At 51.7% G+C, this 23,492-nt stretch carries 22 protein-coding genes; 15 read left to right on the forward strand and 7 right to left on the reverse strand.

The window, feature by feature from the left end:
- Nucleotides 1–16 precede the first annotated feature (16 nt).
- Nucleotides 17–838, forward strand: coding sequence for an alpha/beta fold hydrolase (locus C6A40_RS03885; protein ID WP_045335555.1), 822 nt, complete (start codon nucleotides 17–19; stop codon nucleotides 836–838).
- A 39-nt stretch (nucleotides 839–877) separates the two neighbouring features.
- On the opposite strand, the gene C6A40_RS03890 is transcribed toward C6A40_RS03885, so the two are convergent.
- Together C6A40_RS03890 and C6A40_RS03895 are read right to left on the reverse strand one after the other, a co-directional pair.
- Nucleotides 878–2,272, reverse strand: coding sequence for an MFS transporter (locus tag C6A40_RS03890; protein WP_058657712.1), 1,395 nt, complete (start codon nucleotides 2,270–2,272; stop codon nucleotides 878–880).
- Nucleotides 2,273–2,322: 50 nt separating this feature from the next.
- The gene (locus C6A40_RS03895) at nucleotides 2,323–3,411 is read right to left on the reverse strand and encodes a cellulase family glycosylhydrolase (protein ID WP_045335551.1); all 1,089 of its coding nucleotides are present in this window, start codon (nucleotides 3,409–3,411) and stop codon (nucleotides 2,323–2,325) included.
- Nucleotides 3,412–3,596: 185 nt separating this feature from the next.
- Here C6A40_RS03895 and C6A40_RS03900 point away from each other — a divergent pair, with 185 nt between their 5' ends.
- The gene (locus C6A40_RS03900) at nucleotides 3,597–4,604 is read left to right on the forward strand and encodes a LacI family DNA-binding transcriptional regulator (RefSeq protein WP_045335549.1); all 1,008 of its coding nucleotides are present in this window, start codon (nucleotides 3,597–3,599) and stop codon (nucleotides 4,602–4,604) included.
- Here C6A40_RS03900 and fosA read toward each other — a convergent pair.
- Nucleotides 4,590–5,015 carry a FosA/FosA2 family fosfomycin resistance glutathione transferase gene (gene fosA, locus C6A40_RS03905; RefSeq protein ID WP_028015351.1) on the reverse strand — a complete coding sequence of 142 codons (426 nt, stop codon included), beginning with the start codon at nucleotides 5,013–5,015 and terminating at the stop codon, nucleotides 4,590–4,592. The genes C6A40_RS03900 and fosA overlap by 15 nt on opposite strands.
- A gap of 199 nt (nucleotides 5,016–5,214) precedes the next feature.
- Here fosA and trpS point away from each other — a divergent pair, with 199 nt between their 5' ends.
- The 7 genes from trpS to C6A40_RS03940 all read left to right on the forward strand — a co-directional run bounded on the left by trpS (nucleotide 5,215) and on the right by C6A40_RS03940 (nucleotide 9,835).
- The gene (gene trpS / locus C6A40_RS03910; protein WP_045335546.1) at nucleotides 5,215–6,216 is read left to right on the forward strand and encodes a tryptophan--tRNA ligase; all 1,002 of its coding nucleotides are present in this window, start codon (nucleotides 5,215–5,217) and stop codon (nucleotides 6,214–6,216) included.
- A 251-nt stretch (nucleotides 6,217–6,467) separates the two neighbouring features.
- Complete coding sequence (locus tag C6A40_RS03915; protein ID WP_045335544.1) at nucleotides 6,468–6,950, forward strand: hypothetical protein; 483 nt, start codon at nucleotides 6,468–6,470, stop codon at nucleotides 6,948–6,950.
- Between the two features lie 3 nt (nucleotides 6,951–6,953).
- Nucleotides 6,954–8,495: a colicin E3/pyocin S6 family cytotoxin gene (locus C6A40_RS03920; protein ID WP_021240644.1), complete on the forward strand. Its 1,542-nt coding sequence runs from the start codon at nucleotides 6,954–6,956 to the stop codon at nucleotides 8,493–8,495.
- Nucleotides 8,495–8,746, forward strand: coding sequence for a DUF7683 domain-containing protein (locus C6A40_RS03925; protein WP_021240645.1), 252 nt, complete (start codon nucleotides 8,495–8,497; stop codon nucleotides 8,744–8,746). Before C6A40_RS03920 ends, C6A40_RS03925 begins: the two co-directional genes overlap by 1 nt.
- Nucleotides 8,747–8,784: 38 nt before the next feature.
- Nucleotides 8,785–9,042 carry a colicin E3-like toxin immunity protein gene (locus tag C6A40_RS03930; RefSeq protein ID WP_072050934.1) on the forward strand — a complete coding sequence of 86 codons (258 nt, stop codon included), beginning with the start codon at nucleotides 8,785–8,787 and terminating at the stop codon, nucleotides 9,040–9,042.
- Between the two features lie 50 nt (nucleotides 9,043–9,092).
- Nucleotides 9,093–9,350, forward strand: a complete 258-nt coding sequence (locus tag C6A40_RS03935; RefSeq protein ID WP_391522971.1) for a bacteriocin immunity protein — start codon at nucleotides 9,093–9,095, stop codon at nucleotides 9,348–9,350.
- 113 nt (nucleotides 9,351–9,463) lie between these two features.
- Nucleotides 9,464–9,835: a hypothetical protein gene (locus tag C6A40_RS03940; protein ID WP_021240648.1), complete on the forward strand. Its 372-nt coding sequence runs from the start codon at nucleotides 9,464–9,466 to the stop codon at nucleotides 9,833–9,835.
- 80 nt (nucleotides 9,836–9,915) lie between these two features.
- Here C6A40_RS03940 and C6A40_RS03945 read toward each other — a convergent pair whose 3' ends face one another.
- From C6A40_RS03945 to C6A40_RS03960, 4 genes are all read right to left on the reverse strand, one after another.
- A complete protein-coding gene (locus tag C6A40_RS03945; protein ID WP_021240649.1) occupies nucleotides 9,916–10,389 on the reverse strand; it encodes a SymE family type I addiction module toxin in 474 nt (157 codons plus the stop codon).
- A gap of 443 nt (nucleotides 10,390–10,832) precedes the next feature.
- Nucleotides 10,833–11,318, reverse strand: a complete 486-nt coding sequence (locus tag C6A40_RS03950; RefSeq protein WP_008501360.1) for an Hcp family type VI secretion system effector — start codon at nucleotides 11,316–11,318, stop codon at nucleotides 10,833–10,835.
- A 1-nt stretch (nucleotide 11,319) separates the two neighbouring features.
- Nucleotides 11,320–11,838 (reverse strand): hypothetical protein, encoded by a 519-nt coding sequence (locus tag C6A40_RS03955; RefSeq protein ID WP_021240650.1) that lies wholly within the window; start codon nucleotides 11,836–11,838, stop codon nucleotides 11,320–11,322.
- Nucleotides 11,819–12,334, reverse strand: coding sequence for a DUF2778 domain-containing protein (locus C6A40_RS03960; protein ID WP_071788967.1), 516 nt, complete (start codon nucleotides 12,332–12,334; stop codon nucleotides 11,819–11,821). Before C6A40_RS03960 ends, C6A40_RS03955 begins: the two co-directional genes overlap by 20 nt.
- Before the next feature lie 637 nt (nucleotides 12,335–12,971).
- Between C6A40_RS03960 and C6A40_RS03965 the strand changes: the two genes are divergently transcribed.
- From C6A40_RS03965 to pglX, 6 genes are all read left to right on the forward strand, one after another.
- Nucleotides 12,972–13,985: an HNH endonuclease domain-containing protein gene (locus C6A40_RS03965; protein WP_021240651.1), complete on the forward strand. Its 1,014-nt coding sequence runs from the start codon at nucleotides 12,972–12,974 to the stop codon at nucleotides 13,983–13,985.
- Complete coding sequence (locus tag C6A40_RS03970) at nucleotides 13,985–14,575, forward strand: class I SAM-dependent methyltransferase (protein WP_021240652.1); 591 nt, start codon at nucleotides 13,985–13,987, stop codon at nucleotides 14,573–14,575. Before C6A40_RS03965 ends, C6A40_RS03970 begins: the two co-directional genes overlap by 1 nt.
- Nucleotides 14,576–14,872: 297 nt before the next feature.
- Nucleotides 14,873–15,475: a BREX-1 system protein BrxA gene (gene brxA, locus C6A40_RS03975; protein ID WP_102135186.1), complete on the forward strand. Its 603-nt coding sequence runs from the start codon at nucleotides 14,873–14,875 to the stop codon at nucleotides 15,473–15,475.
- Nucleotides 15,472–16,074: a BREX-1 system protein BrxB gene (gene brxB, locus C6A40_RS03980; RefSeq protein WP_045335537.1), complete on the forward strand. Its 603-nt coding sequence runs from the start codon at nucleotides 15,472–15,474 to the stop codon at nucleotides 16,072–16,074. The genes brxA and brxB overlap by 4 nt, the downstream gene beginning before the upstream one ends.
- An 11-nt stretch (nucleotides 16,075–16,085) precedes the next feature.
- Nucleotides 16,086–19,727 carry a BREX system P-loop protein BrxC gene (gene brxC, locus C6A40_RS03985; RefSeq protein ID WP_008501367.1) on the forward strand — a complete coding sequence of 1,214 codons (3,642 nt, stop codon included), beginning with the start codon at nucleotides 16,086–16,088 and terminating at the stop codon, nucleotides 19,725–19,727.
- A 45-nt stretch (nucleotides 19,728–19,772) separates the two neighbouring features.
- Nucleotides 19,773–23,354 (forward strand): BREX-1 system adenine-specific DNA-methyltransferase PglX, encoded by a 3,582-nt coding sequence (gene pglX, locus C6A40_RS03990; protein WP_045335534.1) that lies wholly within the window; start codon nucleotides 19,773–19,775, stop codon nucleotides 23,352–23,354.
- The last annotated feature ends 138 nt before the right edge of the window (nucleotides 23,355–23,492 follow it).

Here is a 23,492-nt window from a genome sequence, read left to right on the forward strand (position 1 = left end):
TGTACAGGAACACACTATGGCAACGTTTAAGGCAAAAGACGGCACGCAGATTTACTACAAAGACTGCGGCGCGGGCAAACCGGTTCTCTTCAGCCACGGCTGGCCGCTGGACGGCGACATGTGGGACAGCCAGCTGAACTACCTGGCCGAGCGCGGCTTCCGCACCATCGCCTTTGACCGTCGCGGCTTTGGCCGCTCGGATCAGCCGTGGAACGGCTACGATTACGACACCTTTGCATCCGACATCAACGACCTGATTACCACTCTGGATCTGCAGGACGTGACGCTGGTGGGCTTCTCCATGGGCGGCGGCGACGTAACCCGCTACATCAACAACTACGGCAGCGCGCGCGTGGCCGGTCTGGCGCTGCTGGGCGCGGTCACGCCGATCTTCGGTAAATCCGACTCCTTCCCGCAGGGCGTGGATCAGAGCGTGTTCGACGGCATTCGCGACGGGCTGCGTAAAGATCGCGCCCAGTTCATCAGCGACTTCGCGACGCCGTTCTACGGCATCAACGCCGGGCAGACCGTCTCCGCCGGTGCCCTGACCCAGACGCTGAACATCGCCCTGCTGGCGTCCCTGAAGGGCACCATCGACTGCGTGACCGCGTTCGGCGAAACCGACTTCCGCCCGGATATGGCGAAAATCGACGTGCCGACGCTGGTCATTCACGGCAGCAACGACCAGATCGTGCCGTTTGAAAGCACCGGCAAGCTGGCGGCAGAGATGATCAAAAACGCCACGCTGAAGGTGTACGACAACGCGCCGCACGGTTTCGCGCTAACCCACCAGGATCAGCTCAACGAAGATCTGCTGGCGTTTGTGAAGTCGCTGTAAGTCATTACGCGAAGCCTGATGGCGCTTCGCTTATCAGGCCTACAAGGGCTGGTCCTGTAGGCCGGGTAAGGCGCAGCCGCCACCCGGCGCTTTCGCAGACGCGTTCCGCTCCGCCAGCAGCCGACAAATCTCCGCGTGCTTCTCTTCGGTAAAGGTAAAGCGCGACATAAAGCCCATGCGGATCAGCGACCCTATTGCCGGCAGCAGACAAATCCCGAAGAACAGCCCCGACAGTACGCTCTCGCTCTGAATTTGCGCCTGCGGCACGTAGCCGATCATCGTCAGGAACACGCCGATTAACCCGCCGCCCACCGCTACCGACATCTTGCCGGTGAAGGTCTGCCCGGAGAAAGTGATCGCCGCGCAGCGCTTGTTCGTGTGGTACTCCGCGTACTCGATGGTGTCGGCAATCATCGACGAGGTGAGGATGTTGGTCATCATCACGAACAGCGTGCTCAGGCCGAGGAGAATAAACAGCATCGTCACCTGCTGATACCCGACAAACCACATCACCACGCGCACCGCCACGTCCAGCCCGCAGAGGATCATAAACAGCTTCCGCTTCTGCATTCGGCGCGTCAGCATCGGCGCGACCAGGCACAGCACCGCCGCCACGATCCCCATCACGCCAATCGCCATTTGCAGGCTGCCGTCGCCCAGATTGTTGATAAAGAAGTAGATATACAGCCCGCCCGCCACGTTGTGGAACACGCAGAAAAAGAACGACAGCAGGACGATAAACAGCGGCTTGTTCTGGCGCAGGTTGTGGAAGGTGTCGCGGATGGTCACCTTTTCCGGGCTCGGCGGCACGCGCTCTTTGATCTGCATAAAGCCGTTAAGCATCAGCGGCAGGCCCACCAGCATCATCACCAGCGCCGCCATAAAGTAGCCTTTGTCATTGCTGTACTGGGCGAAGAACGCCGCCAGTTTCGGGAAGAAGATGTTGGCGCAGGCAATCCCGGCGTTCACCCCGAGCATCGCCGCCGTCACCGCGCGGGTGCGCTGCCCGGAGTCGTTGGTCATCACCGACGACATCGACCAGAACGGGATATCGGAGATGGCGTACAGCGTCCCCCACAGGATATACGTCACCCCGGCGTAGAGGATTTTGGTGGTCATGTCCGCTTCGATTTTATAGAACGACAGCAGCGTGACGCCGGTGATCAGCAGCGGGGCGATCAGCAAAAAGTGGCGAAACTTGCCGAACCGGCTGTTAATGGTGTCCATAATGCTGGCAAACAGCGGATCGTGAACCGCGTCCCACGCGCGGGCAATCAGGAAGATGGTACTGGCCGCCAGCGCCGAGATCCCCAGCACGTCGGTGTAAAAATAGTTAATAAACGAACCCACTAAACCAAAGCTAAAACACTGACCTAAACCATAGCCAAAATAAGACCACAGCTCGCGAGACGGTATTTTCATTGTCATTGCCATTGTTATATGCCTGCCTGGTTGCCCGGCGGTGGTCCGCCGGGTCGATATTATTAGTCCTGCGCCTGCGGGGCGATCTTGCGCAGCTGCTGCATCAGGGCGATTTCACGGCGCGAGAACGGAATGCCGTTCTCCTCAAACACGTCGTGGAACCAGAGACGGCAGTAGTCCGTGGACTCCTTCATCACCACCGGCCACGGCAGCCACGTCTGGGTTTTGCCACGCACCAGCCCCCACTGGTATGGCGCGACCTTCGCCGCGTACATCAGCGGAAGCTGCTCTTCGATGGTGCTGCCCACGTGGCGCGCCAGCCATTCGGTGCAGAACAGCGGCCGACCGAGCTTTTGCAGCTGCTGGATAATCGCCGTCATGCGCCCCGTGTGGGTGTAGGCGTGGAAGCTCACCACGTCCGAGAGCGCCAGTGCGGTCTGGTCCAGCGGATGCTGGAAGAACGTCTCCCCCTCCTCTTCCGGCGGCAGGCGCCACGCGCAGACGGTGAGCGGCTGGGTTGGGTCTTCTTCGCGCACCCACTGGAATGCGAGCTTCATCAGCGCGTGGGCGCAGGTCTCCAGCTTCGCGTCGTACTGCACCTCCTGCGTGCCGGTGGCGAAAATGCCGCGGTTGCCCGGCTCGTTGTAGAGATCCCACAGCAGCACGCGCCTGTCGTCGCGGAACTGGCGGACAACGTCGCGGATATAGCGCTCAATGTCTGCCCAGCAGTCGGGATCGCACACCTTGTCGCGCCCCGGGCTCGCCGCCGCCTGGCTGTTGTGCTTGCCCGGTACCGGCGGCTTTTGCGGGCCGAGGTACGGCTCGTCGCCGGAGAAACCGCAGTCGTCCATCAGGGTTAGCATGGTGCTGAACCCGTGGTCGTCGGCAATCGTCAAAAAGCGGTCGATGCGCGCCATCAGCCCGTCGCGGTCGTGCTCCCAGACGATAAACGGCAGATTAATGCGCAGGGTGTTATAGCCCGCCTCCGCCGCCCAGCCCAGCTCGCGCTCGATGGTGGCGGCATCGAAGGTCTCTTCCTGCCAGATATCGGTCCAGTTCACCGCCGTCGACGGCAGGTAGTTAAACCCGCACAGCCAGCCTTTTTGCTGATACCACGCCTGTGCCTGCTCCCTGCTCCACTGCTCTTTCATTACGCATCCTCTTACTGATAATATTTAGCTAATAAATATTAGTTGCAGGATAAATGCGCAAATCACGGCGTTTAGAAAAGCGACGGCCCTCACAAAGTTCACGCTTCGATGAATGAGAAACGTGATCGACGGCGCTAAAGCGTGCGGTTAGGGTATGATGCGAAGTCGCGAAAGGGAGAGGACGGATGAAGCGAAAAACAAAAGTGACGATGAACGATATTGCGCGGGCGGCAGGGGTGTCGCAGGCAACGGTATCGCTGGTGCTCAACCAGTCCCGCAACATCAAGCTCAGCGACGACACCCGCCACAGGGTGATTAGCGTCGCCACCGAGCTCGGCTACGACCGCCTCCCCGCCGTTCACGCCCCGCGCAACCAGGAAGAGATCGCCCTGTTGGTCAGCTCGCTGCAGAGCTTTGACCCGTTTATCGACGCCATCAGCCAGGCGCGGGAAGCCGCGTGGCGCAACGAGACCCTGCTCACCGTCTACGACTACGGCGACGACATCGAGCTGGCGCTGAACATTATCCGCCAGCTGGAGAAGCGCAACTGCATCGGGATTATCCTCGCCTCACCGGTCACCACGCTGGTGGACATGACGGCCTTCCAGGACTGCACCCGCATCCCGCTGGTGCTGCTCAACCAGCGCGACCCCGGCTCGCCGCTGCTGCCGTCGTTTATCCCGGACGACTACGCCAACGCCTTCCAGGTGACTAAACACCTCATCGCCTGCGGGGCGACGCGCATCGCCCACATTACCGGCGAGAGCTGGATGGAGGCCTCGCGCCAGCGTCTGGCGGGCTACCAGGCCGCGCTGCAGCAGGCCGGACTCACGTGCGACGACGGCCTGGTGCGTCAGACCAACTGGCAGTTCAGCGAGTCCTTTACCGCCACCACGGCCCTGCTGGAACTGACCGAGCGCCCGGACGCCATCTTCTGCGCCAGCGACTGGCTGGCGATTGGCTGCTATCAGGCGCTGGCGGTGAACGGCGTGCGCATCCCGCAGGATATGCTGCTGGCGGGCTACGACGACCAGAAGATCTCCGAGCAGCTCACCCCACAGCTGACCAGTATCCAGCTGCCCTACAGCGAGCTGGGACGGCTGGCGGTGGAGTACCTGTGCAATCAGGAAGATGCCGCCACGCACGTGACGCTGGCGGGCAGGCTGAAGGTGCGCGCCTCAAGCCTCGTCTGAGGTAAACACCATGCCCGCGTAGGGCTTCTCGCGACACGCCGCCAGCCGCGCGGCGAGGCTGCCCACGTGCAGCTCCAGCTTGTGCCCGTCCGGGTCGAGAAAATAGAACGACGCCCCCTCGCTTTTGTTCTGCTTCCAGACGGTGACGCCCGCCTGCTCCAGCCTGTGCGAGAACGGTTCAAAATCTTCTTCCGCCACGGTAAACGCGTAGTGGGTATAGTCGCTCTCCTGCGGCGGCACGTACTGGCGCGCCTCGTCGTACGACAGGCAGACCCACAGATCGCCGCAGGTGAGATAGGCCCCGGTATTCCAGCGGGCGTGCAGCGCTAGCCCCAGCAGCTCGTGCCAGAAGGTGACGCTTTTTTGCAGGTCGCTGACCGCGAGGGTCAGATGGTTGAGTGATTGCAGCATGACGTGCCCTTTTGTTTTTCGCGCCGGACGTGGTACGGTAAAGAGATGAACATAAACCACGCCGTCCTCACCGTAAACCGCTGGTGGCTGCCTTCTTAAAGGCGGCACGGAGTTGTTTTCCCCATTTTCAGATAGCCGCCGAAAGGCGGCTTTCACATTTCTAAGACCCCTTTCGGCAACTGCACATTAAGGAGTCTTTATGAACGCACCCACCATCCTCACCGGCGACCGCCCAACCGGCCCGCTGCACCTCGGCCACTTCGTCGGATCGCTGCGCCAGCGCGTGGCGCTCCAGCAGACGCACAGCCAGTTTGTGCTGATTGCCGACCTGCAGGGTCTGACCGACAACGGCAGCAACCCGCAGAAAATTCGCGACAACATCCCCGAAGTGCTGGCCGACTACCTCGCCGCCGGCATCGACCCGAACCTGACCACGATCTGCCTGCAGTCCGCCCTGCCCGCCCTCGCCGAGCTGACGATGCTGTATATGAACATCGTCACCGTCGCCCGCGTGGAGCGTAACCCGACGGTGAAGAACGAGATTGCGCAGAAGGGCTTCGCCCGCTCGCTGCCGGTCGGGTTTATGGCCTACCCCATCAGCCAGGCGGCGGACATCACCGCATTTAAGGCCGAGTGCGTGCCCGTCGGCGACGACCAGCTGCCGATGATTGAGCAGACCAACGAGATTGTGCACAAGATGAACAGCCTGCTGCCCGCCCCGGTGCTGCGCCACTGCAAGGCGATGCTGAGCGACACCAGCCGCCTGCCCGGCATCGACGGCAGCGCCAAGATGTCGAAATCGCTGGGCAACACGCTGCACCTTTCGGCCAGCGAAGAGACCATTCACCGTGCGGTGAGCGCCATGTACACCGACCCGAACCACCTGAAGGTGGGCGATCCGGGGCAGATTGAGGGGAACGTGGTGTTTACCTACCTCGACGCGTTTCATCCGGACAAAGACAAAGTGGCGGCGATGAAGGCGCACTATCAGGCAGGCGGGCTGGGTGACCGGGCGTGCAAGAACGAGCTGGAGGCGTGCCTGCAGGAGCTGATTGCGCCGATGCGGGAGCGGAGGGGGATGTATATGCAGGACAAGGGGGAGCTGATGGCGATGCTGAAGCGCGGGACCGAACGGGCGCAGGGGGTGACGCAGGAGACGTTGAGGGAGGTGAAGGTTGGGCTTGGGGTGCCGGTGTTTTAAAATAACGTTATGCAGCGTATGTATTCAAATATCACATGCGCCGCATAATATTATTTATCGGCAATTCAGCGAATATTACATTTATAATTAACAGGAACCATTGTTATACCTTCTTTAAAAGATGACCAATGTCAATCTGGATATTTATTTCGGATTTTAGCCCGACTTAATAACCACTTTATGTATATTCGCCTTACAGTCTAAAACCTAGCATTGCTGCATTTACTCTTCTGCCCCTACAAGGAATTGTCATGCAGCTTTATACCAATGAATTCACCGCTGAGTTAAAAGCGGAAATAGAACGTTCGCCCTTTTCCGATGACGAACTGGCCGCCATGCCTGAGGACGCACGCTCCATCATTGCCGAACAGGAAGCCTTTCACCGACAACACCCCGTCACCGCCATCTGGCGGATCGCCACGGCTGGCAGCCAGACCCGAATGGGCGGCATGGTACTTCCCGTCGAACGTGAAGCCACACTGCTCATGGACGATGGGAGTTACACCAGCGTGATCGTCGAAGGCGACTGTGTGGCCTATCCGGATGGAACGCTCGCCACGATTATGACCTCAGCTGGCGAAGCGTTTTCCTGGAGACGTCAGGGCGTTGCCCTGGTCGGTAGCCTGCTTGATAACGATGACGAGATTATCAGCACACCGCTCGGCAGTACTTATCTGGTCACCCGCGAAGGTATTCCACCTCAAGAGGATTTCTTAACCTGGCCCGGAGAATAGGCTATGGGCTACCGTTCTACGAACTACGGCCGCGGTCAGGCGCTGCACGGCGACAGAACGACCACCGGCGCAATATGTTGTAGCACCCTGCCCAACTGCACCGAGCACGGTCGCGGCGTTATTCGCGTTGGTGATAAAACCACAACATGCCCTAAATGCGGCAAGCAGGGTGTTGTTGCAGACGGCGAACCTCGCGTTAACTGGATGGGACAAACCTCAGCCGTTGATGGTTCTGTCGTCATTTGTGGCTGCCCGCACGGAACCAACCGCGTGATCGCCCCATCGGGAGAGTGGCTCGGCTCTGGCCCCTCTCCTGAACAGATCGCACAGGAAAAGCATCAGGCCATGCTCGCTGCGCGCCGAAAAGAGCAAGAGGCCGAAGCGCAGCGACAAGCAGAAGTACGCGATCGCAACCGGGTCTTTGCGAAATCCTGCCTGCGTGGAGAAGGCTGTAACGATGCAGGCACCGGAAGTGAGCCGCACACCAACTTCGCCGAGATGGCATTTTACCAGGCCATGCCCAACGACGCCGCGCAGCACGCTCAGGCGGCAAAGCGTAAGGCGATCCCAAAGCCGAAGCAACGCAGCGCACTTTATCGTTGGTGGAACGGGCATCACGAGGAGATAGAGTATCAGACAGCCGTTGCGTCTGAAGAGAGGGCCTGGATTGCGCGAACCGCGATCGCCGATGCCAGCGAACTTTCCCTGGTTGGCGGGCGCACAATCACTCCTGGCACCTGGGCCGTACGCGGTGCTGCACTTGGCGAAATAGCCACGGGAGGCATCGGTGCCCCTGTCGCAGGGCTGCTGATAGGGATGTTTCCCGGCAAGCTGAACGACGGCGAGCAGGATTTTATCGACAGGATGCGCGCCGAGCAGATGCGGGAAGCCCCTACCCGCGTTCGCTTCACCTGGGAGAACGACGCCAGCGGTAACCCGACACCGCGCGGCTGGCATACGCCGCCGGGCAAGGACAGCGTGCGCGTTCGCAGGATGGAGTGGGATAGCCGACGCCAGGCGTACACCTTTACTACCGAAGAAGCCCCCGGCATCACCCTCATCTGGACACCGGACCGCACCGGAGAGAGTAAGCCATGGGATACGGGCAATCACAACCCGATACGGATACCGAACCCGGTTGTGGTTGATCCGCTGCCGGAGGATACGGGGATTGGTGTGACGACCAGCCCGACACCGGAAGAGAAGACGTTTGCGGATTATATTCTGATTCTGCCGGTGGGCGGGGTGCCGCCGATTTATGTCTATATTAATTCAGATCACAAATACCATTCACCTCCTAAAGGAAACCCTCCTTTATCTGCATTTCCTGATGCTAAGAAAGCTCAAGCGAAAACACCAATTAAAGGGGGAGGAAAATTGCGTACACGTTGGAAGGATTCAAAAGGTAAAATTTACGAATGGGACTCTCAACACGGTACAGTTGAGGTCTATGATCGTTCAGGACGCAATCACCTCGGTGAGTTTGATCCCTCTACTGGTAAGCAAACTAAACCAGCAGACCCAACCAGAAAGGTAGAAAAATAATGATCGTTTACACAATTGATGCATACAGCAAAACAGATGAAAATTTGCTTTTCGAAATCGAAGTACCTCATCATTACCTCAATGATCTATGTATGATTATGGGAATGAATGCAGAAGATAGAAGCGATTTTTCGCATGGAATTGGCGTCTATAATATCAATGAGCATCAGGCACATCGTTTAGAAAGCCTTCTTGGAAGAACATTTTATTCTGATGATTTAAACTTTCAGCTTTCTGGAGGGGAGATTTAACCTAAATGTAGACTCGATAATTTAAAAAGAGGGCTACCGTGGGTTTGAAGATTAGATTGCAATGGTATGATATGAGGACTGAACTAGGTGAAAGCACAGAATTTTCTAACAATTTCGGCGATAACATGGAGATCATAACCATATGTCTTCGTATACCGACTAAGAACAATGTGAATAATGGTTTTTTTGATGTTGAAGCCGAATGGATACCAATTCTTCAGCCCCACTTCGTACATAAAATAACCCCCACTATTTATGACTATCAGGTTTCTTTCGACTATAGGGATAATTGGTGAGAGGCATTGCCCGATAATCGTATAGGGCATACTAAAAGATCTCATCTAAGATGAAAAAAATGGATAAAATTGAAGATTACACAGAAGAACTATTTTTGGAATTTGTAAGAAAATTGTTTGATGTCACTGCCACCACTGAAGCTGAAGATATAAAAAATATCCTCGAATTCAAACGATTGACTGAGCACCCTGATGGTTCCGATCTTATTTACTATCCACGAGAAGATAGAGAAGACAGCCCCGAAGGCGTAGTTCAGGAAGTAAAGGAGTGGCGTAGGGCAAATGGTAAACCCGGTTTCAAACCATAGCAAAGATAATCATGCTTTCTGGACCCGTACCCTACTTCACGCCTTATCGAATAGCGGGTGACTGTTAAGTTCCGGATAGCCAATTGAAACTAACGAATACGGAATTTTTTTAAATGGAACCTACTCTCGCACAAGTTATTGAGGTTGTTCGAAACTCCTCCGGTGAGCATCGTAAACCTATCGATAGCAATACGTTGATTGAGGCCGATTTGCATATTTGCGGTATCGACGGCGAAGACCTGCTGGAAGACTGCGAAGAAGCGTTTGGCGTTCAGCTTGCCACGGAAGAGGATGGCTACAGGAAAACGTTCTCTCTCGCGGAGAACGAGTATCTGTTTACGGGTGAAGGTATAGACTTTTTTGGCATCTGTCGTTTTATGCGCTGGATGCGTGGCATACCCGAACCTGTGATACGCGATTTAACCGTTGGCGAACTCCATGCTGTACTGGTTAAGGCTGTGAAAGAGCAGGTAAAGCACGAGTGATTTCTGATTAATACGAGCATGGGATGACATGCTCGTATCGTTTTATTGCTCCAAGGATACATTAGGTAGGAAGCCAGAAATTACTCAGGCATCGCTTGCCCGACTCCCCGCTTCACAACGGGTATATCCCCGGTATCATTCAGCGCCCCCGGAAACGTCTTCAGCCACTGCGCGACTTTCTGTTTATTTATATTCACCACACTCATCCCTTCCAGGCATCCCCATAATTCTCTTGTATGCTGTGGCGTAATCACAATGCAGTCTTTCATGGCGCGGATTTTCACCGGCATACCGTTGATAAAACCTGCACGGGTTAACCAGTCTCCGCCCAGCAGAAGGTATTTCATGTCTATGCGTGCATACAGTTCGCAGCAGGCGGCACTGTCCTGAGGCGTTTCCGCGCGGGGATGAACAGGCGCCGCGTTAGGCTGGTTGCCGTGAAGACGGCGGGCGCTGTTTTTGCGTACCAGCTCGCGGTTTTCAATCATGCCGGTGAAAGCGTCTGATTCTGTTTTGCAAACAGTAAACTCTGGCTTAAAATTCGTCGCAGCCATTTTCAACTCCTCATTAGTTGTTTGTGGTTAGCGGTATGGGGGTGTTGCAGCACCTTCATATCGCGAATTCCTCGTTTAAATTTCTTTGATACTTCCTTTCGCCGGTTGGCGTAATTTCTGGTGTTTATTATACAGGGCTGAATATAAATACAGCGGTTTGGTGTGGGGTAAATTTGGAATTTGCGAGGGAGATTCAGGAAAAGGGTTAGGTCAGGGAAATTACGCTGCGAGGACTATCAGAATATACGGTGAGCGCCCGCATGGACCTTAGAGCAACCATTCGCCGATCTGCGGGCTGGCAATGAGTCGTTTTATTATCAAGTTCGGTGACCGACTGAGCGATCACCTTTAATACGATGGCAGTTACACAGATTTACGGACAGGCTCCCTTGAGAGAATAAGCGTTAATAAAGAGGAGGCACTCAATGCCTCCTTTCGATTTGTTACGCTCTTACGTTCCAATCGTCCGTATACTGGACATTACCATCAACATAACGCCAGGTGATTTTGTCATACATCAGGGAAACAGATTCCATGTGGTTGATCTGCGAGTTTCCTGCCATTTTAGCGTTTGGCATCCCTGGGTTAATGCCCGTCACTTTCACGCCCTCAATGGTCATGACGAAGTAGCACTCTTCTTGTCCTGCATGGTTAATGCGATACCAGCGAATCTCCGCACTTTTCAACGTTTGACCGGTGGCAACGGCTTTGTATAGATACGGGCTGGAGCTATCAAACTCCTTTTCAATCATCATCGGAGAATGTGAACGTTTGCCAGTAATCTTCCCGTTGGCACTGTCTACTGGAATGTTCAGACCATGACTAAAGCCAACAATCTCTATACTCCCCTCACGATCCTGAACGTCTACAGCTCCTTTAATGTCTGCACCGCCATCGTCCTTAAGCCACATGTAAGCCGGAATAGGCATTTTACAAACTCCTTTTAGTTGTGATTTTCTTCGTGATGAACCAGTAGCAAACAATCGTTAAGAGCAACTGAAAGCCCACAATCGCCGCCAATGTGAAATTTGAATACGTTTGATCCGGGAATAAAGACTGATAAGGCAGCAAGCGAAATAACGCCCAAAACAGGAAGGTAAACCCGAAGATTTTAGCTAACCGTCGCAACGTGGAACTGAACCACTCTCTGGGGATGCCAGCTGGACTAACTTTGTGTGTCGCGCCACTGTACGCCGTGGTAATGGCGCTCATGACAGGTACGCTGATTAATGTATTGATTAAGATGCTAAAATAGCCGTCTAACGATTCCCAAACTTCTAAATCAGGTTCACCCAAAATGAAGCGGGTAAACTTGTCGGCGCTTTGGAAATCGAAAAGCCCCGTAATAGAATTAACTAATCCATCATACGGAACCATTTCAGCAACGAGCAGCGCAACAACAGCGAACAGCACTATCTTGATGAATAAACTAAGGGCATGTTTTGCCATTGGAGATCACCTCAATCGTGCCGTATGCCTGTAGTTTCCTCATGCAAGGAACATCTATTCTCTGGCTTCTCAACAGAGCATTACGCAACATGGCAAAATCAGAATCATGTGGGAGAGTGATACAACCTTCTGATAGTACGCCTGGATGCAAACGGAAATTGCCACGCTTAACGCTTTCAATCCAAGTGTAATCGTCGATCCCCCAATCATCACGCCATAATGCGAACCATTCAGAATGTTTGAATGTTGCACCATTGGCGAAGTGATTATAAATGTCTCTTCCCACTGTGTTTAGCTGTGACTTGAGTCCACCCTGAGGGCGGTCAACAATCCAGTATTTACCCGCTGGTACTGGCCCCTCTTTGGGGATCATTCCACATGCCCCACGATTACGGTAAGCACCATTACCAGAGAAAGCTAAAAAAGTGCCTATACCAGGAAACGATAACGGGGAGTAGTACGCATCATTAATTACGAACTTTCCATGTAGAGCCATAGATAACCCTTTTATCTATAATGATTTGTTGGCTTATCGTACTCCTGCGCAATCGGACATAAGAAGGTTTTCTTCCGAGAGACCTCTGATTTTCAGATAATAGCCCGTTGGTGGTAAGACAACGTGTAAGGCCGTTGCGGTAACATCAGAGGTGTATCAGGAAGCGAAGTTTATCAAGTTGACCTGTACCCTAAGGGGCGAGACCGAACCGCTGGCAGAGTGACCTGCTCCATGATGTTAGTAATGTCTTCATAAGCCACATGAGGATATCCCTATGAAGAGGCGTTTTTCCGACTGGCGTAATTACTGCTGCCATATTATACACAGCTGAATATAAATACAGCGGTTTTGCGATGGGTAAATTTGGGAAATACGAGGGAGATTCAGGAAATAGGGTTTGGTGTGATACTGAAAATCGCAGGTTTGAAAATCATTTCTATGTGCCTCATCCAGAAATCTATTCTTTCGCTAAATTGCCTTTAACGACAAATCCGTCGCATCCAGCCCTTCTTCTCAGATCCCACAAAAATTCATCAAACCTATAGATTAACGATTTACATCACCCTGATTTTGTTATGTGATCCTGTTACAGGCTTTAGTAACGCCCTGCCCAGCCAACCGTAACAGGACTTCATCAATGGAATTTTATCAGGCCGATCCGACGCTTGAGAACTACTGGCGTGGTGTGATCCTCTTTGGAAGGAACGTCGCATCTTACAAATTTGCGCTGGCATCAGCGTTGTATGAAGTGGATAAGACGGGCAGCGATTTGATTACGCTCGACCAGCTTGCTGTGCCGTTCAGCCGCTATCTTTGCGAGCACCTGAAGCATGCGCCAAAACAGATCACCTCCCGCAGCAGCCAATTTCTGGAAACCTGCCTGAAGTTCAACAGAGGTGAAATCACCCACGCCCAGCTCATTGAAGCGACGGTGCGCCTTGGCTTTAACAACGTGATTGATGCTTTTCATTACGTGAACCAGGGCGAGATCGAAAAACGTTTTTTCCTTGATGAGCGCAAAACCCACAACGGGATCCGCCTGACGGATAACTTCTATTTACTGGGCGAACGCCTGCAGTATAAAAACCTCGCCTTTGAAACTAATGCCCGCTGGAACCTGGTAGAACAGGCCTGGTCGATGGGGATTTCACGTAACCTTGTGGGCGTGGAGTTCGACAAAGATAATCAGCTGTTGTTCACGAGGGTAAATGCGCGTCGCGTAGACATCACCAGCTGTCGCGATAGCCTGAATGGTTACCAGAAAGGACGGTGTTTTTACTGCTTCAAGCCCATCAGTCTGGTACCGGGAGACGCAGAACTGGCGGACGTCGACCACTTTATTCCCTGGGCTGCCCGCCATGAAGTGAGCAATATTAACGGCGTATGGAACTTAGTGCTGGCCTGTCGGTGCTGTAACCGTGGCGTCGAAGGCAAGTCGGCACGCATTCCCGAGCTCAGGCTCCTGCAGCGGTTGCACACCCGTAATGAGTATTTTATTCAGAGCAAACTGCCGTTACATGAGACGATTGTTCTACAGACGGGGCAACGTCCTGAAGCACGGAAAAGCTTTCTTCAGCGCAACTGGCAGGCTGCGCTGGACAAACTTATCCATACCTGGAAACCCAACGCGGAAGGCGAGGCAACGTTTTAATGACACTTCACTACTACCAGAACCACGCACAGGATTTCTTCGATGGCACGGTCAATGTTGATATGACCCCGCTTTACGAGGCCTTTACACAACATCTTCCTCACGGCGCCCGGGTTCTGGATGCGGGCTGCGGTTCTGGTCGGGACGCAAAAGCCTTTCATGAGATGGGTTATCAGGTGGATGCTTTTGATGCTTCTTCCGCGATGGTGGAGCTGGCAAAACAACATACCGGGTTACCCGTGCAGTTGATGACGTTTTCAGAGATCGACTGTAAAACAAAGTACGATGGGATCTGGTGCTGTGCCTCTTTGTTGCATGTCCCCTCTTCTGAGCTGCCTGCGGTGATGCAGAAGCTTGCGGATGCGCTTAAGCCTGGCGGTGTCTGGTACGTGTCCTTTAAGTATGGCAACGGTGAGCGTGTGCAGGGTGAAAGACGGTTTACGGATCTGGATGAAGAGGGGCTGCGGGCGTTGGTGAAGGCGGTTCCGGGCGTCGTGATCAATATGCTATGGATTACAAAGGATAATCGTCCTGGAAGGATTGAGGTTTGGCTGAATGGGACATTAAGAAAAGAACCCATTAATTTGTAAGTTTAAGCTAGCAGACTATTGGATCCTGTCATTAATTATCTGTAGCTGACCCATAAATTAAAGGCGATCGCTCAATCAAGCACGGTCTCTTAGTCTAACCGGTTCTGGCCGTGCGCACTCAAACAAAAGAGCCTATTCTTACCCATCGGGGAACCAGGAAGTGATAAGCACTCTATCATTCGGACCTTGCCCTCTCACAAATTGCCTTTTCTCATGGCATCCGGCCCCTTCCCCCATTACAATCATTGTTTGTTTTTTTGCGAGCTGCATAGCAGTCTTCAGAGGGTAGATATGACGATGAAAAACGACAAGGCATGGATTGGAGACCTGCTAGGCGGGCCGCTGATGAGCAGGGAAAGTCGAATCATCGCTGAGCTCATGCTTACCGCTCCCGATGAACAGACCTGGCAAGAGCAGATCGTGGGTCATAACATTCTCCAGGCTTCCTCTGCCAATACTGCAAAGCGCTATGCCACAACGATAAAACTACGCCTGAATACGCTTGATAAAGCCGCGTGGTCACTTATTGCGGAAGGGAGCGAGCGCGAGCGTCAGCAATTGCTATTTGTCGCTCTGGTACTCCATTCACCGGTTGTTAAAGACTTCCTGGCTGAAGTGGTAAACGATCTGCGCCGACAATTTAAAGAAAAGCTCCCTATAGATAGCTGGGATGAGTTCGTGACCAGCCATCTTCGTCAGCAGCCCGTACTCACTAGTTACTCAGATTCATCCATCAAAAAAATGGGTAACAACCTGATTAAAGCACTGGCTGAGGCGGGTTATCTGGATACGCCACGCCGACGTAATCTCCAGTCAGTCTTTCTTTTACCAGAAACCCAGGCAACCTTGCAGCGCCTCGGGCAACAAGAATTGGTTTCTATTCTGGAGGGGCAACGGTGATCGATCCCGTGCTTGAATACCGCCTGTCACAGGTTCAGAGCCGCATTAGCGAAGAGCGCTTTCTCAAAAACAACGGCTCAGGTAATGAGATTGGGTTCTGGATTTTTGATTATCCTGCTCAGAATGAGCTACAGGTACGTGAACACCTGAAGTATCTTTTCCGTAATCTGGAAAAGGACCACAAGTTCACGCACCTCAACATCTTTCAGATCATTATCGGCATGCTCACCGAACGTGGGCTATTTGAGCGCGTCTGTCAGCAGGAAGTGAAAGTCGGTACCGAAGCGCTGAAAAAACAACTCGTTGGCTTATTGAATCAGAAAAAAATCGTGGATTACATAGCAAAAAAAGTCGATCTTCAGAATCAAGAATTTGTCATCCTGACAGGCATGGGGAATGCCTGGCCGCTGGTTCGTGGCCATGAGCTGATGAGCGCCTTGCAGGACGTAATGGGTTTTACCCCTCTGTTGATGTTTTATCCGGGAACCTATAGCGGACACGATCTCTCCCCCCTGGCGGGTATTGATTCCCGAAATTATTATCGCGCCTTCAGGCTGGTACCCGAAAGCGGGCCTGCGGCGACATTGAATCCTCGTTAAAGAGCACAGCAATGAATATTGAACAGATATTTGAGAAACGTCTGGACCGAAATATTAATGGCGTTGTGAAAGCCGAACAGACGGACGATGCCAGTGCCTGGATTGAGCTTGATGAATACGTCATCACCCGGGAACTGGAAGGACATCTTCGCCATTTCTTCGAATCTTATGTTCCGGCAACCGGTCCGGAGCGCATACGCATGGAAAACAAAATTGGCGTATGGGTTTCAGGGTTCTTTGGCTCAGGTAAATCACACTTTATCAAGATTCTGTCGTATCTATTGTCTAACCGCAAAGTCAGCCATAACGGTACAGAACGTAATGCATACTCCTTCTTTGAAGACAAAATCAAAGATGCTCTGTTCCTCGCTGATATCAACAAAGCGGTCCATCATCCGACGGAAGTGATCCTGTTCAATATTGATTCTCGTGCTAACGTCGATGACAAAGAAGACGCCATCCTTAAAGTCTTCCTGAAGGTGTTTAACGAACGGGTTGGCTACTGCGCTGATTTTCCGCACATCGCTCATCTGGAGCGTGAGCTGGCTAAACGCGGCCAATACGACGCGTTTAAGACCGCATTTTCCACTATCACTGGTTCAAGCTGGGAAAAAGAGCGCGATTCCTACTATTTCATCAGCGATGAAATGGCAGAAGCTCTAAGCCAGGCCACAGGTCAAAGCGTTGACGCCTCGCGTCAATGGGTGGAACAGCTGGATAAGAACTTCCCATTAGATATCAATAATTTTTGCCAGTGGGTCAAAGAGTGGCTGGATGAAAACGGCAAAAACATCCTCTTCATGGTGGATGAGGTCGGCCAGTTCATCGGTAAAAATACGCAGATGATGTTGAAGCTACAGACTATCACTGAAAACCTGGGTGTGATCTGCGGTGGACGCGCATGGGTTATTGTTACCTCCCAGGCGGATATCAATGCGGCCATTGGTGGGATGAGCAGCCGTGACGGACAGGACTTCTCTAAAATTCAGGGCCGTTTCTCTACCCGTTTGCAGCTTTCAAGCTCCAATACATCCGAAGTTATCCAAAAACGTTTGCTGGTGAAAACTGATGCTGCAAGACCCGCGCTGGCGAAAGTCTGGCAGGAAAAAGGCGACATCCTGCGTAACCAGCTTGCCTTTGATCCTACAACCACCGCTTCTTTGCGCCCCTACACCAGTGAAGAAGAATTTATTGATAACTACCCGTTTGTCCCGTGGCACTACCAGATTCTGCAGAAGGTTTTTGAGTCTATCCGGACCAAAGGTGCCGCCGGTAAACAGTTAGCCATGGGTGAACGATCACAGTTAGAAGCGTTCCAGACTGCGGCACAGCAGATCGCCCCGCGAGGTCTGGATTCTCTGGTTCCGTTCTGGCGTTTCTATGCCGCAATTGAAAGCTTCCTGGAGCCTGCCGTCAGCCGTACCATTACTCAGGCCTGCCAGAATGGTATTCTTGATGAGTTCGATGGCAACTTACTGAAAACGCTATTCTTGATCCGCTATGTCGATGTTCTGAAAAGTACACTCGATAATCTGGTCACCCTTTCGATAGATAAAATCGATACCGATAAAGTCGAGCTTCGCCGCCGAGTTGAAAAAAGCCTGAACAAACTGGAACGGGAAATGCTGATAGCACGTGTTGAAGACAAATACGTGTTCCTGACCAACGAAGAAAAAGAGATCGAGAACGAGATCCGCAACGTCGAAATCGATTTCTCAGCGATCAATAAAAAACTGGCGTCGATCATCTTTGATGACATTCTGAAAAACAGAAAATATCGCTATCCAGCGAATAAGCAGGACTTTGATATCAGCCGCTTCCTTAACGGGCACCCGTTAGACGGCGCAATGCTTAACGATCTGGTGGTAAAAATTCTTACCCCCAAAGATCCGACCTATACGTTCTATAACAGCGATGCCGCCTGCCGTCCTTATACTTCGGAAGGTGATGGCTGTATTTTGATTCGCCTCCCAGAGGAGGGGCGCACCTGGACCGACATTGATTTAGTCGTTCAGACCGAAAAATTCCTCAAGGACAACGCCGGACAACGCCCGGAACAGGCCAGCCTGCTTTCAGAAAAAGCCCGCGAGAACAGCGTTCGCGAAAAAATGCTGCGCGTCCAGCTAGAGTCGCTTATTGCCGAAGCAGACGTCTGGGCGATTGGCGAGCGTTTACCGAAGAAATCTTCGACGCCGTCCAGCATCGTGGATGAAGCCTGCCGCTATGTGATTGAAAATACGTTTGCCAAGCTAAAAATGCTGAAGCCGTTCAACGGCGATATCGCACGTGAAATCCATGCGCTGCTTACAGTAGAGAATGATACAGAGCTGGATCTAGGCGAGCTGGAGGAATCTAATCCTGAGGCGATGCGGGAAGTGGAAACCTGGGTCAGTATGAACATCGAGTACAATAAACCGGTCTATTTACGCGATGTCCTGAACCACTTTGCTCGTCGACCTTATGGATGGCCAGAAGAAGAAGTGAAGCTGTTGGTTGCTCGCCTGGCACGTAAAGGCAAATTCAGCTTTAGCCAGCAGAATAACAATATCGAGCGTAAGCAGGTGTGGGAACTGTTCAATAACAGTCGTCGCCACAGCGAGCTGCGTCTGCACAAAATTCGTCGTCACGACGAATCACAAATTCGCAAAGCCGCACAACTTATGGCGGATATTGCCCAACAGCCGTTTAGCGAACGTGAAGAACCCGCACTGGTCGAACATATCCGTCAGGTCTTCGACGACTGGAAGCAAGAGCTGAATGTCTTCAGAGCAAAAGCGGAAGGTGGAAACAATCCAGGCAAAAATGAGATTGAGTCAGGTCTGCGCCTGCTGAATTCCATTTTGAATGAAAAAGAAGATTTTGCCCTGATTGAGAAGGTCACCAGCCAGGCCAATGAACTGCTGGATTTCAGTGAAGATCGTGAAGATTTGGTCGATTTCTACCGCAAGCAGTTTGCCACCTGGCAAAAACTGGGTGCTGCACTGAATGGCAGTTTTAAATCCAACCGCAGCGCGCTGGAAAAAGACGCCGTGGCGGTAAAAGCGCTGGGTGAACTGGAAAGTATCTGGCAGATGCCGGAGCCTTACAAGCATCTCAATCGCATCACGCCGCTGATTGAACAGGTTCAGAACGTTAACCATCAGTTAGTTGAACAGCACCGCCAGCGCGCCCTGGAACGAATTGACGCCCGCATCGAAGAGAGTCGTCAACGTTTGCAGGAAGCGCATGCCACATCGGAGCTGCAAAACAGCGTTCTGCTGCCGATGCAAAAAGCCAGAAAGCGCGCTGAGGTCAGCCATTCGATTCCGGAAATTCTGGCGGAACAGCAAGAGACGAAAGCGCTACAAACGGATGCAGAGAAGAAGATTAACCAGTGGATCGACGAGCTGCGTAAAAAGCAGGAAGCCCAGCTACGAGCAGCGAATGAAACCACACGCGCTGCAGAATCACAACAGACCTATGTTGTGGCAGAAAAACCCGTTATCCAACCGGTACCGAAAAAAACGCATCTGGTCAATGTCGCCAGCGAGATGCGCAAAGCCACCGGTGGTGAAGTGCTGGAAACCGCCGAGCAGGTGGAAAAAGCGCTTGATACGCTTCGCGCTGTGCTGCTGGCAGCCATTGAGGCAGGTGACCGGATTCGTCTTCAGTAACCCCCATTTCAGGGCAGCGCTCTGCTGCCCTTTGCAGGATTTTCTATGAATACCAATAACATCAAAAAATACGCTCCACAGGCCCGTAACCAGTTCCGCGATGCGGTGATCCAGAAGCTGACCACGCTGGGGATTTCCGCTGATAAAAAAGGCAATCTGCAAATTGCGGATGCCGAGCTCGTCGGCGAAACCGTGCGCTATGGTCAGTTCGACTACCCCAAATCCACCCTCACCCGCCGAGATCGTCTGGTAAAACGCGCCCGCGAGCAGGGCTTTGACGTGCTGGTTGAGCACTGTGCCTACACCTGGTTCAACCGCTTATGCGCCATTCGTTATATGGAAATCCACAGTTATCTTGACCACGGCTTCCGTATGCTCTCGCACCCGGATAACCCAAACAGCTTTGAAGTGCTGGACCACGTGCCGGAAGTCGCGGAAGCTTTGCTGCCAGAGAAAAAGGCGCAGCTGGTCGAGATGAAGCTTTCCGGCAACCAGGACGAAGCCATCTACCGTGAATTGCTGCTGGCCCAGTGCCACGCCCTGCACCGCGCGATGCCTTTCCTGTTTGAAGCAGTCGACGATGAAGCTGAACTGCTGCTGCCGGATAACCTGACCCGCACCGACTCCATTCTACGCGGTCTGGTGGACGGTATTCCGGAAGAAGACTGGCAAGAAGTTGAGGTTATCGGCTGGCTATATCAGTTCTATATATCTGAGAAAAAAGATGCGGTTATCGGCAAAGTAGTAAAGAGCGAAGATATTCCTGCTGCCACCCAGCTGTTTACCCCAAACTGGATTGTGCAGTATCTGGTACAGAACTCCGTCGGCCGCCAGTGGTTGCAGACCTATCCGGATTCGCCGCTGAAAAGCAAAATGGACTACTACATCGAGCCTGCGGAGCAAACGCCGGAAGTGCAGGCGCAGCTGGCGGCGATTACGCCTTCCAGTATTGAACCGGAAAGCATCAAGGTACTCGACCCGGCCTGCGGCTCCGGACATATTTTGATTGAAGCCTATAATGTGCTGAAAAATATCTACGAAGAGCGCGGTTATCGCGCCCGCGATATTCCGCAATTGATTCTGGAACATAATATTTTTGGTCTCGATATCGACGACCGCGCTGCCCAACTTTCCGGTTTTGCATTATTAATGATGGCCCGTCAGGATGACCGACGGATATTCACCCGCGACGTGCGCCTGAATATTGTCTCCCTGCAGGATAGTCTGCATCTGGATATTGCTAAGCTGTGGCAACAGCTGAACTTCCACCAGCAGAGCCAGACCGGCAGCATGGGAGATATGTTTGCGGAAAATACCGCATTAGCTCATGCCGATAGCGCGGAATACCAGCTGCTGTTGCGCACGCTGAAGCGCTTTGTAAATGCCAAAACGCTGGGCTCGCTGATTCAGGTGCCACAGGAAGAAGAAGCGGAACTGAAGGCGTTTCTCAATGCGCTGTATCGACTGGAACAGGAAGGAGATTTCCAGCAGAAGGCAGCGGCGAAAGCGTTTATTCCGTATATTCAGCAGGCGTGGATCCTGGTGCAGCAGTATGATGCGGTAGTGGCGAATCCGCCGTATATGGGCAGTAAAGGAATGAATGGTGAGCTGAAAGAGTTTGCCAAAAATAATTTCCCGGATAGTAAAGCTGATTTATTTTCGATGTTTATGCAGCATGCTTTTTCTTTGCTTAAAGAAAATGGGTTTAATGCACAAATAAATATGCAAGTCTGGATGTATTTATCAACATTCAAAAAATTAAGAAAACATATCCTTATAAATCATACTATAATTAACATGCTGCACTTAGGCGCACGAGCTTTTGAACAGATATCTGGTGAAATAGTTCAAACAACTGCTTTTGTAATTAGCAAAACTAATTATTATGATTACAAACCAAAATTTATAAAATTAACCTCACTGAATGCGTCCAGTAAAGCTGTTGCACTTTACAATAATGAATTCCATTATAATATATACACCCAAAAAGATTTTTTCTCTATTCCTTCAAATCCTATTTGCTATTGGATATCCCCTGACATTTTATTAGGCTTTAAAAAATGGGCGGCTATATCTGATTATGCTTGTTGCTTGAGCGGATTGATCACAAAAGGAACAGATGAATTCATTCGATTTAAGCATGAGGTAAATGTGAATAAAATCAATGAATTTTTAACAAACTCACGCGAACCCATCGGTAATAAAAAATGGGTACCTTTAATTCATCAAATAAGTAATATGGCTTTCCTAGGAGAGAGTGATTCCCTAGTTGATTATAAAGACAATGGTTCACATTACTCCAAGCCAGGCAATGGTTCGCTAAGAAATAAAGAAAGTTATTTTCAAGAATGTATTTCTTGGGCTGACGTGAGCTCAGGGAACTACTCTTTCGCAAAGTTTCCAAAAGGTTATATCCCTAATTCCACATCGCATTTCATGATATTAAAAAATAACAAAGATAGCAATTTTTTATTAGGGTTTCTGAATTCAAATTATGCAAGATATATTTTTAATATAATAAACCCATCTATTCACCTTAATCCTGGAGAAGTGGCATCTTTACCTATACCTCAGAATGCGCAGGCACAAGACTGGAGCCATATAGATAAAATTTTAATCCTCAAAAAAGAAATTTCTCTATTTGATGAGCGCTCAATTTTTTTCAATGCACATAAGTTGCTTTGCAAGAAACTAAAAATGAAAGATTCTTTTAAATTTAATGAAGAAGAGTTAACAAAAAAAGAAAAAGAAATAAATGACCTAATAATATTAAACGAAGAAAAAGTTTGCAATATTGTAGGAATAGCCTACTCAAAACCTAAAGCGATTGTGAATAGTATATTGCTTAAAGAGCTCATTATACGTTACATAAGTGTGAACATCGGCTGCATGATGGGTCGCTACTCCCTCGATCGCGAAGGCCTAGTCTACGCCCATGAAGGCAACAAAGGATTTGCCGAACTTGTCGCTGAAGGCGCATACAAAACCTTCCCTGCGGACAATGACGGTATCCTGCCGCTGATGGATGACGAGTGGTTTGACGACGACGTCACCTCTCGCGTCAAAGAGTTTGTCCGCACCGTCTGGAGCGAAGAACACCTGCAGGAAAACCTAGACTTTATCGCTGAAAGCCTCTGTTTATACGCGCTCAAGCCGAAAAAAGGAGAATCTGCGCTGGATACCATCCGTCGCTATCTTTCCACCCAGTTCTGGAAAGATCATATGAAGATGTATAAAAAGCGGCCGATCTACTGGCTGTTCAGCTCCGGTAAAGAGAAAGCGTTTGAGTGTCTGGTCTATCTGCATCGCTACAACGACGCGACGCTGGCGAGAATGCGTACCGAATACGTGGTGCCGCTGCTGGCGCGCTACCAGGCCAATATCGATCGTTTGAACGAACAGGTCGATGGTGCCTCCGGCGGCGAAGCCACCCGTTTGAAGCGCGATCGCGACAATCTGAGCAAGAAATTCAACGAACTGCGCAGCTTCGACGATCGCTTACGCCACTATGCTGATATGAGAATCAGTATTGATCTCGACGACGGCGTTAAGGTTAACTACGGTAAGTTTGGCGATCTGCTGGCGGATGTGAAAGCCATTACCGGCAATGCGCCTGAGGTGATTTAATCGAATAACTTACCTTCCCACACCACCGGGCTTCAGCCTGGTGGTGATCTCGATACGGGAAACCGGCCTTATTCAGGCATCCGTCACCTCCAGTTCATGATAAAATGCGGCTTTGTGTCAGAACGCGGAACATGGTTT

This window comes from Enterobacter sp. GER_MD16_1505_Eko_090 (assembly GCF_003331015.1).
Classification (GTDB): Bacteria; Pseudomonadota; Gammaproteobacteria; order Enterobacterales; family Enterobacteriaceae; genus Enterobacter; species Enterobacter roggenkampii.

Bases quoted from the DNA above. Each gene is read 5' to 3' on its own strand.
- C6A40_RS03885 (WP_045335555.1), top strand. From the start codon at position 17: ATGGCAACGTTTAAGGCAAAAGACGGCACGCAGATTTACTACAAAGAC.
- C6A40_RS03890 (WP_058657712.1), bottom strand. From the start codon at position 2,272: ATGGCAATGACAATGAAAATACCGTCTCGCGAGCTGTGGTCTTATTTT.
- C6A40_RS03895 (WP_045335551.1), bottom strand. From the start codon at position 3,411: ATGAAAGAGCAGTGGAGCAGGGAGCAGGCACAGGCGTGGTATCAGCAA.
- C6A40_RS03900 (WP_045335549.1), top strand. From the start codon at position 3,597: ATGAAGCGAAAAACAAAAGTGACGATGAACGATATTGCGCGGGCGGCA.
- fosA (WP_028015351.1), bottom strand. From the start codon at position 5,015: ATGCTGCAATCACTCAACCATCTGACCCTCGCGGTCAGCGACCTGCAA.
- trpS (WP_045335546.1), top strand. From the start codon at position 5,215: ATGAACGCACCCACCATCCTCACCGGCGACCGCCCAACCGGCCCGCTG.
- C6A40_RS03915 (WP_045335544.1), top strand. From the start codon at position 6,468: ATGCAGCTTTATACCAATGAATTCACCGCTGAGTTAAAAGCGGAAATA.
- C6A40_RS03920 (WP_021240644.1), top strand. From the start codon at position 6,954: ATGGGCTACCGTTCTACGAACTACGGCCGCGGTCAGGCGCTGCACGGC.
- C6A40_RS03925 (WP_021240645.1), top strand. From the start codon at position 8,495: ATGATCGTTTACACAATTGATGCATACAGCAAAACAGATGAAAATTTG.
- C6A40_RS03935 (WP_391522971.1), top strand. From the start codon at position 9,093: ATGAAAAAAATGGATAAAATTGAAGATTACACAGAAGAACTATTTTTG.
- C6A40_RS03940 (WP_021240648.1), top strand. From the start codon at position 9,464: ATGGAACCTACTCTCGCACAAGTTATTGAGGTTGTTCGAAACTCCTCC.
- C6A40_RS03945 (WP_021240649.1), bottom strand. From the start codon at position 10,389: ATGGCTGCGACGAATTTTAAGCCAGAGTTTACTGTTTGCAAAACAGAA.
- C6A40_RS03950 (WP_008501360.1), bottom strand. From the start codon at position 11,318: ATGCCTATTCCGGCTTACATGTGGCTTAAGGACGATGGCGGTGCAGAC.
- C6A40_RS03955 (WP_021240650.1), bottom strand. From the start codon at position 11,838: ATGGCAAAACATGCCCTTAGTTTATTCATCAAGATAGTGCTGTTCGCT.
- C6A40_RS03960 (WP_071788967.1), bottom strand. From the start codon at position 12,334: ATGGCTCTACATGGAAAGTTCGTAATTAATGATGCGTACTACTCCCCG.
- C6A40_RS03965 (WP_021240651.1), top strand. From the start codon at position 12,972: ATGGAATTTTATCAGGCCGATCCGACGCTTGAGAACTACTGGCGTGGT.
- C6A40_RS03970 (WP_021240652.1), top strand. From the start codon at position 13,985: ATGACACTTCACTACTACCAGAACCACGCACAGGATTTCTTCGATGGC.
- brxA (WP_102135186.1), top strand. From the start codon at position 14,873: ATGAAAAACGACAAGGCATGGATTGGAGACCTGCTAGGCGGGCCGCTG.
- brxC (WP_008501367.1), top strand. From the start codon at position 16,086: ATGAATATTGAACAGATATTTGAGAAACGTCTGGACCGAAATATTAAT.
- pglX (WP_045335534.1), top strand. From the start codon at position 19,773: ATGAATACCAATAACATCAAAAAATACGCTCCACAGGCCCGTAACCAG.